At 68.8% G+C, this 11977-nt stretch carries 10 protein-coding genes and 1 pseudogene; 1 reads left to right on the top strand and 10 read right to left on the bottom strand.

All coding sequences use genetic code 11. The features are described from left to right. The 10 genes and pseudogenes from AC1VAN_RS05570 to AC1VAN_RS05525 form a co-directional block, all read right to left on the bottom strand. A partial coding sequence (locus AC1VAN_RS05570) for a hypothetical protein (protein ID WP_480985415.1) occupies positions 1–1360 on the bottom strand: 1360 nt, incomplete at its 3' end. After that, the gene (locus tag AC1VAN_RS05565; protein ID WP_480985414.1) at positions 1357–1845 is read right to left on the bottom strand and encodes a low molecular weight protein-tyrosine-phosphatase; all 489 of its coding nucleotides are present in this window, start codon (positions 1843–1845) and stop codon (positions 1357–1359) included. The genes AC1VAN_RS05570 and AC1VAN_RS05565, both read right to left, overlap by 4 nt. Beyond that, positions 1842–2615, bottom strand: a complete 774-nt coding sequence (gene kdsB / locus AC1VAN_RS05560) for a 3-deoxy-manno-octulosonate cytidylyltransferase (protein WP_480985416.1) — start codon at positions 2613–2615, stop codon at positions 1842–1844. Before kdsB ends, AC1VAN_RS05565 begins: the two co-directional genes overlap by 4 nt. Positions 2616–2690: 75 nt before the next feature. Then, on the bottom strand, positions 2691–3710 hold the full coding sequence (gene lpxK / locus AC1VAN_RS05555) for a tetraacyldisaccharide 4'-kinase (protein WP_032975722.1): 1020 nt from the start codon (positions 3708–3710) through the stop codon (positions 2691–2693). Then, positions 3710–5303, bottom strand: a pseudogene (locus AC1VAN_RS05550) (ABC transporter transmembrane domain-containing protein). The gene lpxK and the pseudogene AC1VAN_RS05550 overlap by 1 nt, the downstream one beginning before the upstream one ends. Next, on the bottom strand, positions 5300–5722 hold the full coding sequence (locus AC1VAN_RS05545; RefSeq protein ID WP_025875217.1) for an ExbD/TolR family protein: 423 nt from the start codon (positions 5720–5722) through the stop codon (positions 5300–5302). The pseudogene AC1VAN_RS05550 and the gene AC1VAN_RS05545 overlap by 4 nt, the downstream one beginning before the upstream one ends. A 3-nt stretch (positions 5723–5725) precedes the next feature. Next, positions 5726–6388 (bottom strand): MotA/TolQ/ExbB proton channel family protein, encoded by a 663-nt coding sequence (locus tag AC1VAN_RS05540; RefSeq protein ID WP_025875219.1) that lies wholly within the window; start codon positions 6386–6388, stop codon positions 5726–5728. 3 nt (positions 6389–6391) lie between these two features. Further along, positions 6392–8809 (bottom strand): DNA internalization-related competence protein ComEC/Rec2, encoded by a 2418-nt coding sequence (locus tag AC1VAN_RS05535; protein ID WP_032975721.1) that lies wholly within the window; start codon positions 8807–8809, stop codon positions 6392–6394. Between the two features lie 70 nt (positions 8810–8879). Further along, positions 8880–10223: a sensor histidine kinase gene (locus AC1VAN_RS05530; RefSeq protein WP_442251046.1), complete on the bottom strand. Its 1344-nt coding sequence runs from the start codon at positions 10221–10223 to the stop codon at positions 8880–8882. 1 nt (position 10224) lies between these two features. Then, positions 10225–10896 (bottom strand): response regulator transcription factor, encoded by a 672-nt coding sequence (locus AC1VAN_RS05525; protein WP_032975718.1) that lies wholly within the window; start codon positions 10894–10896, stop codon positions 10225–10227. Positions 10897–11040: 144 nt separating this feature from the next. Between AC1VAN_RS05525 and AC1VAN_RS05520 the strand changes: the two genes are divergently transcribed. Then, positions 11041–11808 carry a MipA/OmpV family protein gene (locus AC1VAN_RS05520; protein ID WP_480985413.1) on the top strand — a complete coding sequence of 256 codons (768 nt, stop codon included), beginning with the start codon at positions 11041–11043 and terminating at the stop codon, positions 11806–11808. Positions 11809–11977: the final 169 nt, after the last annotated feature.

Genomic DNA, 11977 nt, shown 5'->3' with positions numbered 1-11977 from the left:
GTACGGTGTGGGAATCGGTTTCGGCGATCCACACCGCGCCGGCACCGACGGCCAGGCCGGCCGGGCCATGCAGGCGCCGCGGCAAGGGCTGGGTGGTCAGTTCGCCGCCGCCCAGGCGCAACGTGCGCAGGCGGCCATTGCCGGTGTCGGCGATCCACAACAACGGGGCATCCGGGCTCAATGCGATCGCCTGCGGGAACTGCAGGCTGGCCTGCGCACGCGGGCCATCGTCCTCGCCGAAACGCCAGGTGCCCTGCCCGACCAGGGTCTGCACCAGGTCACCGCGCAACTGCAATGAACGGATCGAAGACCCCAGCGCATCGGCCACGTACAGCACCTGCTGGACCACGGCCACGGCGGTGGGCTGGGCGAACGCGGCCAGATGGCCACTACCGTCGCGCTCGTCGATGGCGCCGCTGCCGGCGCGCCACTGCAGGCTGCGCTGGCCGAGGTGGTAGCTCCAGATGCGGTTGTCGCCGGCCATGGCGATGTGCAGCTGGTTTTCGGCGATGGCCAGGCCAACCGGATGATCCAGCGACACCTGCCGTGGCTGCGTCACCGGCCCTTCCACGGGGGCGCCCGGACGGCCGTTGCCACACAGGGTGTCGACCAGGCCGGTCAGCAGGTTGATGCGGCGCACCGCATGATTGCCGGTGTCGGCCACGTACAGCGACTCGCGCTCCAGCGCCAGCGCCTGCGGCCGGTGGAAAGCGGCCTCGGCGAGGTTGCCGTCCATGAAGTCGGCGGTACCCAAGCCGAACTGACGCAGCACGCGGCCGCCATGACTGCATTCCAGGATGCGGTGGTGGCCGCTGTCGGCGATGTACAACCGTTCCTGGTTCACTGCCAGACCCATCGGGAATCGCAGCGCCTGGCGCGGTTCGGGGTGCAGCTCGCTGCCGCCACGCGAAGGGGCGGACGGCGCACCCTCGCAGAGGGCATTCAGGGCCCGCTCCAGCTCGCCGGGCACGCCCTGGCCGATCAAGCGCTGCTGTTCGCGACCCTGCGCGTCCAGCAGCACCATCGTCGGCCAGGCGCTGACGCCGAAGCGGCGCCAGCCATCCCAATCGGCATCAAGCAGCACCGGCATGGTCAGTCCCTGGCGGCGCAGCAGTTTCAGCGCAGCCGTGGCATCACGCTCGAAGTCGAAGCGCGGCACCTGCAGCACCAGAGGTTGCAGCTTGCCGGGGTGGCGTGACAGCCACTGGCTGAACTCGGCCAGCCGTTGCGCGCTCCATGCGGAAGCCGCGTTGACGAACAACAGCGCGACCGGCCGGCCACGCAGTTCGGTCAGGGTGCAGGGCGCGGCATTGAGCCAGGCGGCGAACTCGGGCAGGTCCGGGACGGGCTGGATGTTCATGACCCGATTATGCCGGAGTCGGCGTGATGCAACAGGCGTGCCACGGTGCGTTCGGCAGCAGCGTCGACCAGCGACCAGACCTGTTCGAAATGATCGCTGCCACCGGTATAGGGATCGGGAATCRCACGTTCGCCCTGCCCGCCCGACCACGGCAGGTACAGCGCCAGGCGCTCGCGCTGGGTGGCAATGGCGAGGCGTGCGGCGTCACGCAGGTTGGCCTCGTCGGCGCACAGGATCCAGTCGAAAGCGTCGAAGTCCTGCCGCTGCAACTGCCGCGCGCGCAGGCTGCCAAGGTCCACCCCGTGTCCGGCCGCGCATGCAATGGCACGCCGGTCGGGTGGCTGGCCCACGTGCCAGTCGCCGGTACCGGCCGAATCGACCTGTACCCGCCCAGCCAGCGCCGAGGCATCCAGGCGGGCACGCAGCGCGCCTTCGGCCATCGGCGAGCGGCAGATGTTGCCGAGGCAGACGACCAGCAGCCTCATCGCGCGGCCATCGCCTGCAGCAGCGTTTCGGCGCGCTGCAGGTCTTCAGGGGTGTCGATGCCCGGCGGGAAGGGTTCGGGCGAGATCGCCAYGGCAATCGGGTAGCCCGCTTCCAGCACGCGCAACTGCTCCAGCGATTCCACCTGTTCCAGCGTGCCCGGCCGCATCGAGGCGAACTGCTGCAGGAAACCGGCACGGTAGCCATAGATGCCGATGTGGCGCAGCCACTGATGGCCTTCGGGCAGGGTGTCGCGGCTGCGGGCGAAGCCATCGCGATGCCAGGCGATGGGCGCACGGCTGAAGTACAGGGCCTCGTTGCGCACGTTGCGCACCAGCTTGACCACGTTGGGATCGAACAGCGTGTGGGCATCCTCGACCGGCGTGGCCAGGGTCGACATCGGTGCGCTGCCCGCCACCAGTGCCTCGGCCACGGCGCGGATGCCGGCAGCCGGCGCGAACGGTTCATCGCCCTGCAGGTTTACCACCACGGTGTCATCGGACCAGCCCGCAATGCGCGCGCACTCGGCCAGGCGATCGGTACCCGAGGCATGCGAGGCAGCGGTCATCGCCACTTTCACTTCCGCCAGGCCGGACAATGCGTCGGCAATGCGCTGGTCGTCGGTCGCGACCCATACCTCACCTGCGCCGGCCTGCAGCGCGCGGCGGGCCACATGCAGCACCATGGGTTCTCCGCCCAGCAGGCGCAGCGGCTTGCCCGGCAGCCGCGAAGCGGCATAGCGGGCCGGGATGGCAACAACGAAGTCGGTCATGCGGGCGGTACTCGGCAGGCGCGATACAGCAGGAATGCGGCCGGCGGCGTCCATTTGCAAGCGCCGCATGGCCCCTCAGTTCGGTCGCAGCTTGTCCAGGCGATCGGTCAACGCGATCCAGAAAGCAGCAGGCATCTCGGCGCGCAGCGGCACCGCGTACTGCCAGTCATTGGCGAACGCGCGGCACTTCACGGCATCCTTTTCGGTCATCAGCACCGGCAACTGGCTGCCAAAGGACAGATCCTGCGGCTGGTAGGCATGATGGTCGGCGAAGGCGTGCGGCACCACGCCGATCGCACGCGCGCGCAGCATGTCGAAGAAGCGTTGCGGATGGGCGATGCCGGCCACGGCATGCACGCGCTGGCCCGCGAAGTACGAAAGGGGACGTGCGCGCCCGCCGGCCAGCGGCTGTGCACTGTCGATGTGCAGGGCCATCGGCCATTGGCCGAAGCCACAGGCCTGGGCAGCCGCCGCTCCATCCGCCTGGCCCAGGTTGACCACCCGGAAATCGCATTCCGCTGCGCGGCTGACCGGCTCGCGCAGCGGGCCGGCGGGAATCATCCGGCCATTGCCATAGCGGCGCTGGGCATCAACCACCTCGATCTCGATGTCGCGCGCCAGCCGGTAGTGCTGCAGGCCGTCATCGCAGACGATCACGTCGCAGCCGGCGGCGATCAACGCCTTGCCCGCTGCCACGCGGTCACTGTCCACGCGTACGGGCACGCCGGTCTTCCAGGCGATCAGCACCGGCTCGTCGCCCCCCAGGGCAGTCGGCGTATCGGCTTCCACCCAACGTGCCTTGTCCGCTTGCTCACGACCGTAGCCGCGGCTGGCGACACCGGGCTTCCAGCCCGCGGCCCGCAGGCGCTCGACCAGGGCGATGGTCAGCGGCGTCTTGCCGGTGCCGCCGGCGGTGATGTTGCCGACCACGATGACCGGCACCGCCAGCGCATGGCGCTTGCGCCAGCCACGCCGGTACAGGCGCCGGCGCAGCGCGGTGACGCTGGCATACAGCGGCGCCAGCAGTCGCATCGGCCACGGAGCCGGGCTGCCGTCGTACCAGTACGGCGGGGTCTGGGTACCTTTGCCCGCCATCAGTCCTGCCTTTCGCGGAACTGCATGTTGTGCAGGTGCTGGTACAGACCGCCCATCGACAGCAGCTCCTGGTGGGTGCCGCGTTCAACGATGCGGCCATGGTCCATCACCAGCACCTGGTCGGCATGCTCGATGGTCGACAGGCGATGCGCGATCACCAGCGTGGTGCGCTCGGGCATCAAGCGCTGCAGCGCATCCTGCACCAGGCGCTCGGATTCGTTGTCCAGCGCCGCGGTGGCCTCGTCCAGGATCAGGATCGGTGCGTCGCGCAGGATGGCGCGGGCGATCGCCAGGCGCTGGCGCTGGGTCGAACAGCATGACCTTCTGGCCGACGATGGCCACCTGCCGGCGCAGATCGGCCAACGGGTACTCATCCAGGGCAACGCCGTCGAGCAGGATGCGGCCACCGTTGGGTTCGTAGAAGCGCGGCACCAGCCGGATCAGGCTGGTCTTGCCGCTGCCGGAACGACCGACGATGGCGGTGACCGTGCCCGGCCTGGCAACGAAGCTGATGTCGTCCAGGGCGATGCCACTGTCTTCACGGTAACGCAGCATGACGTGCTCGAAGGCCAGTTCGCCGCGTACGCGCTGCACCGCGTGCTTGCCCTCGTCGCGCTCGACCGGCATGTCGATGATGCCGAACAGGCGCTCGGCCGCAGCCACACCGCGCGAGATCGAAGTCTGCACGCTGGTCAGCCGCCGCAGCGACGGAATGATGGCCATCATCGACGTCATCAGGCCCATGAACTGGCCCGCATTGAGCTTGCCGGCCAGTGCCTCGCGGGTGGACACCCAGACGATGACTGCCAGCGCCAGCGCCGCCAGGAACTGGACCACGCTGGAAGCCGCCGCGCGGGTCACTTCCACCTTCATGTTCAGCGCCAGCATGCGGTTGGCCAGGCGCGAGTAGCGCGAGATCTCGTGCTGCTGGGTGCCGTGCACCTTCACTTCCTGCTGCGCGGCCAGCGACTGCTCGGCGGTCTGCGCCATGGTGCCCATGCCGTCCTGGATGCCGCGGCTGATGCGTCGGTAGCGCTTGCCCACGTAGGACACGATCACGCCGATCAGCGGCACCACCACCAGCATCGCCAGGGTCACCTTGACGCTCATCTGCAGCATCACCGCCAGCATGGCGATGATGGTCAGGGTATCGGCCACCACGGTCTTCAGCGCGTCGGCACTGGCCTGGGTGACCTGTTCGGTGTCGAAGTTCAGGCGGCTGACCATCACCGGCGTCGCCTCGGCATCGAAATGCGAGGACGGCAGGTGCAGGTACTTCTGCAGCACCTGTTCACGCAGGTCGCGGACCACGCTGCGGCCGGTCTTGGCCAGCGTGTAGTCGCTGACCCAGGTGGCCACGCTGCGCATCAGGAACAGGCCGAGAATGGTCAGCGGCAGGATCACCGCCATGCGCGGCTCGGGGTTGACGAACCCGCGGTTGACCAGCGGCTCCATCAGCTTGGTGAAGTGATAGCCGGCCAGGGCTTCGACCACCATCGCGATGACCGCGCCGATCATGAACACCCAGTAGGTGCGGGTATAGCCCAGCAGTCGTTTGTAGATCGGCCACACTGGCGCGTGATGGGAACTCATGGACGCACCTCTGGCGCTGTTGCAATGGCGATACGACGGAAGCCGAGCTGGCCCAGCGCGTCCTGCGCGGTGACCACGGCCTGGTAGGGAGTGCGCGCGTCGGCACGCAGCAGCACGGTCTGTTCGCGGTCGCTGCCGGCGACGGCCGCAATGGTCTGCTTGACCGACTCGACGTCGCTGCGCAGCACTTCCTGATCGTTGACGAAGTAGCGGCCGTCAGCGTTGATCAGCACGCTCAGCGAGCGCGGCGGCTCGTTGGTCTGCTGCTGGCTGGCGGTCGGCAGCTGCACCTGCAGGGTCGATCGCGCGTCGAAGGTGGTGGTGACCACGAAGAAGATGATCAGCACCAGGATGACGTCGATCAGCGGCACCAGGTCGATATGCGGCTCATCCTGGGACCGGTCGTTGCCGATACGCATCGATCAGGCCTTTGCCGTAGCGGCGGAAGACGCGCGCGCAGCGGGGGCCGGGGTCATCACCCCGGGGCGACCGTCCAGCGTATCCAGCAGCGCGCTGGCTTCCTGCTCCATCTCCACCACGTAGCCGTGGATGCGGCCCTTGAAGAAGCGGTGGAACATCAGCGCCGGGATCGCCACGATCATGCCGGTGGCGGTGCACACCAGTGCCTTGCCGATACCGCCGGCAAGCTGGTTCACATCACCCACGCCGTGGTCGAGGATGCCCAGGAACATCTGGATCATGCCGACCACGGTGCCCAGCAGGCCCAGCAACGGGCCGGCCGAGGCGATGGTGCCCAGCGCGTTGAGGAAACGCTCCATGCGGTGCACCAGATGGCGACCGGTGTCCTCGATGCGCTCGCGGATCTGGTCGCGCGGGCGGTTGCGCGCTTCCAGCGCGGCGGCCAGCAGGGCACCCAACGGTGAATTGGCACGCAGGGTCTGCAGGTGCGCCGGGTCCAGCTTGCCGCGCGCGGCCCAGTTGCGGACCTCCTGGCCCAGGCCAGGCGGCAGCACCTCGTTACGCCGCAAGGACCAGAAACGCTCCAGGACGATCGCCAAAGCCAGTACGCCCAACAGCAGCAGCGGCACCATCGGCCAGCCACCGGCCTTGACCAGTTCCCACACGTTTCAACCCTCCGGCCCAGCGGCCGCTTGTTCGATCGGCGATAGGATAGCAGCCGACCGCGCCCGCCCAGCGGCATCCCACCACCGGGCGGCGTGGATACGCTGTTCACGCAGCTGCAGGCCTTGTGCGCCAAGCCATACGCGGATCGCGCCGGACTCGGCGGTGGACAGCACTTCGGCGCCCGCCGCCTGCCAGCGCCGCACCACGTCACGTTTCGGGTGGCCAAAGTGGTTCCGGTGCCCGGCCGAGACCAGCGCCAGCCGCGGCGCCACCGCCTTCACCCAGTCCGGCGTGGAACTGCCTCCGCTGCCGTGATGGGGCACCAGCACCACGTCCGCACGCAGCATATCGGCAGCGCCCGCCAGCAGCGCCTGTTCGCCTTGCCGGCCGATGTCACCGGGCAGCAGCACTACCCCGTGCGCGCCAGCAACCCGCAGCACGCAACTGGCTTCGTTGTCGGCGCCCTTCCCGCCAACGGCAGGGAACGCGGCGGGCGGATGCAGCACCTGGAAATCGAACCCGTCCCATTGCCAGCGCAGGCCCTGTTGGCAGCTGCCGGCCTTGGCAATCGCACTGCCCGGTGGAGCCAGTACGTGCAGACCCGGCAATTGCCGGCGCAGCGCGGCGAGGTTGCCGCTGTGGTCCAGGTGGTCGTGACTGATCATCAGCTGTGCCGGCGGCTCCTGTCCCAACGCCCGCAAGGTCGGCAGCAGCATCCGCTCCTCGGCCCCGCTGCCGCTGCCGGCTGGCGGGCCGACGTCATACCAGAGTGCGTGCCGGGCGGTCCGCAGCAGCACCGCCGCGCCCTGGCCGACATCGTGCACCACCAGTTCCAGCTCACCCTGCTGCGGCCCCGACCGTGCCGGCCACAGCAACGGCAGGCACAGCAAAGAACCGGCAAGCCCGGCCCCGGCGCCGCGTGGCAACAGCCACCAGAACACCCCCAGCAAGGCCGCCGGCAACGCCCAGGCCGGCCCCTGCGCCAGCCACCACATCGCCTGTGGGTGCTCGGCCAAGGGTTGCAGCAGCTGCCAACTGGCCTCGAACACCCAGGCAGCCGTGCGCCAAGGCCACTGCCCTGCCCCGGTGCGCAGGGCCTCCAGAGCGGTTCCCAGCAGAGCCAGAGGCACCACCAGCAGGCTCCACAGTGGAATGATCGGCAGGTTCACCAGCGGCCCCAGCCGTGCGCTGCCACCGAACAGTGCCACCGCCAACGGCAGCAGAGCGACGCTGGCCACCCCCTGCCCTGCCAGAGCGCCGCGCAGCATCGTGGCGAACCCCTTCGGCCGCCCCTGCGGCAGGCACCACAGCAACCACAGCACCCCACCGAAACTGAGCCAGAAGCCCGCAGACAGCACCGACAGCGGTGCCGGCAGCAGCATCGCCAGCGCGGCCAGCGCGAGCCCCTGCGCTACCGTCACCGGACGGCGGGCAACGCGCGCCAGGGCCAGCACCGCGATCATCAGCGCAGTACGCACGGTCGGCAGCTCGCTGCCTGCAACAACGGCATAGCCGGCTGCTGCCGCCGCCGCCGCACAGGCCGCCGCCTGCGGTCGTGGCCAGAACCGGGCAAGCCCCGGCCAGGATCGCCAGAGCGCAGAACACAGCAATGCGGCGAAGCCCGCGACCAGGCCGACATGGAAGCCGGAGATGGCGATCAGGTGGGTCAGGCCCAGCGCGCGCAGCTGCGCCCAATCGACGTCGGACAGGCGACGCGTATCGCCCAGTGCCAAGGCCTGGATGAACCGCGCCGACGGGTGTGCGATCTGCCTGGCAATGGCGGCACTGGTGCGCTCGCGCCACGCAGGTAGACCATGCGCAGGGCGCAGCTGTCGCGTGGAATTCGAATCGCGCACGCTGGCGTTCCCTGCCAGCCCACGCAGCAGCGCTTGCCGCTCGCCATCGAAGCCCCCCGGATTGATGCGTGAACGTGGTGGTCGCACGCGCAGCGACAACTGCCAATCCGCCCCGGCGTGCAGGAGACGTCTCTGATCAAGCCCGGCGTCGGTCGGCCCACCCCGTGGCGCGTGCCAGAGCACCTGCAGCCGCTTTCCACGCAGCGTCGGCATCGCATCGGACGCATCCACCCGGAATTCGAAGCGGGTGTGTGCAGGCGTTTCCTTCGGCAGATCGATGACCTGCCCCCGGACGAGCACATCCTGCGCAGCAGAACCGGCCGGCAGCTGCGTCTGCATTGCCCAATACCCGTGGCAGCAAGTCCAGGCCAAGCCGAACAACAACGCAGCCGCCGCGCGTCCGCGCCAGCGCAACACCCAGCCCAACGCGGCCACGACGGTCGCCGCAACAGAAGCCCACAGCGGTGGCAACACCGGCAGCAGCACGCAGACCAACGCACCGGCAACCAGAGCGGCAGCGCACGCGGGGCCAAACAAGGGCGACAAGGTCCGATCGGCTGCCATCGACACAGCGTGCCGAGGCGCGGCCTCACCCAGCCATCAGGCAACACCGTGTGGCGTTGTCAGCGCCCGGCTAGCGACGCACGCTGCCGCGGTGGAAGTTRACCCGGAAGCTCGCCCCACCCCCAACGGCCTCGCCCACGCTCACCGTGCCGCCGTGGTGCTGCACGATCTCCTTGACCAGATGCAGGCCGAGGCCGCTGCCACTGCCAGCAGCACGCAGGCGGTGGAACGGCTCGAAGATCGCCTCGCGGTCACCGACCGGCACGCCGGCGCCCTGGTCGCTGACTTCCAGCAGGCACTGCCGGTCCAGACGCACGCAGATGGTGCCGCGCCCGCCGCCATGGACGATGGCGTTGTGCACCAGGTTGGCGATCACCCGCCCCAGGGCGAGGCCATCGCCATGGATCCATACTGGCGTCTCCGGCGCATCCACTTCAAAGCCGTAGCCGGCGCCAACCACCAGAGGCGCAAGGTCGGCGGCCGCTTCGCGCACGACATGCGCAAGGTCCAGGCGCTGCAGCGCTGCGACGTTCCGGTCCAGGCGCTGCAGGTCGAGCAGGTGCTCGGCGACGTTGCCGAGACGGGCGACATCGGTCAACAGCTGCGATTTGAGCTCCCCCTGCGGCAACTGCGACAAGCGCGCCTGTACCACCGCAATCGGTACCCGCAGTTCATGGGCGGCGTCGGCCAGGAATTTATCGCGTGCTGCGTAGCCCTGCTGCACCTTGTCGATCGCATCGTTGAACGCTTCGACCAGAGGCGCGACCTCGGTCGATACCAGCTGCGCGTCCAGGCGCGCACCGGGCTGGCCGATATCCAGCTCCTTGGCCTGCTGCGCGGACCGGCGCACGCCACGCATGGCGCGATGGATCACCGTCGGCATCACCAGCAGCGTGACCACGATCAACGGCAGGAAGAACCACAGGCCGATCAACCGCAGCACCATCAATGCGCCATCCAGCAGGCCGCCCTTCGGCGCCCCGCCCACCATCACCGTGATGCGGCGGCCGTCTTCGTTGCGGATCATCACCCGCGCCACATCCAGGTACGGCGGCACCAGCGAACCCAGCTCGGTGGCACCCAGTGTCGGCAGGCGGGCCAGCAGCGGCGCGTGGATGGCAGGCAGCGTACCGCGCTGCAGCCATGCACCGCGATCGTCCACCGCCGCGAACCACAGGTTGCCACCGGCACGCGCATCGAGCTTCTGCCAGCGTGCTTCGTCCAGCACCAGACGGCCGCCTTCGCTGTGCACCGCGTTGGCCGCGCTCTCGGCCATGAACATGTCCATGCCCCAGGTGTCCTTGTCGCCCCAGGTCAGGATCAGCGCGACGACGGCGAACAACACCGTGAAGGCCTGCGCCAGGAACAGCCGCCACGCCAGTCCAAGGGTGATCGAACGAATCGGTCGTGCCATCTCAGGCCTCCGCCAGCAGATAGCCGACGCCGCGGATCACGTGGATCTCCACGCCTGCCCCGGCCTGCTGCAGCGCCTTGCGCAGTTTTGAAATATGCGCATCGAGCGCATTGGACTGGATCTCATCATCGAATCCGTACACCGCCGATTCCAGCGCGCTGCGGGTGACCGTGCGCCCCTGCCGCATCGCCAGCGCCTGCAGCACCAGCACCTGCCGCCGCGGCAGTGCAACCGGTTGGCCGTCCACCTGCGCCTGCAGCGATTCGAAATCAAACTCCAGCCGGCCCAGCCGCAACCGGGGGGTCACCATCGCCGACGGTCGACGCGAGACGGCGCGGATGCGCGCCATCAGCTCTTCGATCGCCACCGGCTTGACCAGATAGTCATCGGCACCGACATCCAGCCCCTCCACCTTGTCCGACAGCCCACCCTTGGCAGTGAGCATGATCACCGCCAGGTTCGGCCGCAGCGCACGGGCAGTCGCCACGAAGCCCACGCCATCACCATCGGGCAGCTGCCGATCGAGCAGCATCAGCTGATGCACCGGCTCACGCAGGGCGAGCGCAGCCTCGGCCAGGCTGCCGACCACGTCGGCGACCACACCCTGGCGCTCAAGCCCGGACTGCAGGGCTCGCGAGAGATCGGGGTCATCTTCGACCAGGAGAATGCGCATCGGGGGCTCGGCAACCGGAAACGGTGCCGATCATAGTGCCTTCGGCGTGCAGGTGGCGGCGATGCCAGCAGATTGCGCCTGCGCAATGTTCCGACAATGTTGCGCGCGCAGCATGCATCGCCATCCCTGCAACGCACTACATCGATGACCTCACTGTCCCCCGCCCTGCTGCGCCCCCTGCTGTGCACCGTCGCTCTCTCCACGCCGCTGCTGGCCACCGCGCAGGAACAGGCTCCGGGGGTACAGGCCGGCATCACCTTCGGCGCGACCACTGGCGCCTACGCGCACTATGACGACAAGCCGCTGGTGCTGCCGGCGCTGTCCTGGCAGGGCAAGCGCTTCTTCGCCAGCCCCGGCTCGCTTGGCATGAACCTCTACAAGGCCGACGGCCTGCGCCTGTCGGCGGTGGCGACGCCCTACACGTTGCGCTTCAAGACCGACGACGTGAACGATCCGCAGCTGCGCCGCCTGCACAGCCGGCAGATGTCGGCGATGGTCGGCATCAATGCCGACTACAGCGCCGACTGGGGCGCGGTGGCGGCCAGCGTGAAGCGCGAAGTAAGCGGGCACGGCGGCGGTGTTGAATCCAGCCTGCATTACAGCTATCCGATCCAGGCCGGCCGTTTCACCTGGGTGCCGCGCGTGGGCGTGGTGCATTCCAGCGCCCGCCTGCTCGACTACTACTACGGCATCAGTGACGAAGAAGCGCTGCGCTCCGGGCTGGCGGCCTACAAGCCCGGCAGTGCCACCTCGCCGAGCCTGCAGATCGCGGTCAGCACGCCCCTGGGTACGAAATGGCGCGCGACCGGCGTCGTCRCCAACCAGTGGTTCGGTGATGCCGTCGAAGACAGCCCGATGGCACGGCGCAGCAGCCAGACCTCCGCTTTCATCTCGCTGATGCGCGCGTTCTGACCGAACCTGCATCCGCCCCACGGACAACAAGGATCCCGCATGGCCGCTGTCACCCCCACCGCCGATGCCAACGCGATCCTGCGCGCGCCGGATCTGGACAGCGCCGAGCGCGCCTACCTGGGCCTGCTGCCGGACATGGATCATGTGGACGCGTTGACCCGACGTGCAC

The sequence above is a fragment of the Stenotrophomonas sp. 05L44_2 genome (assembly GCF_056665995.1).
This window is presented reverse-complemented; position numbering and strand designations above follow the sequence as displayed.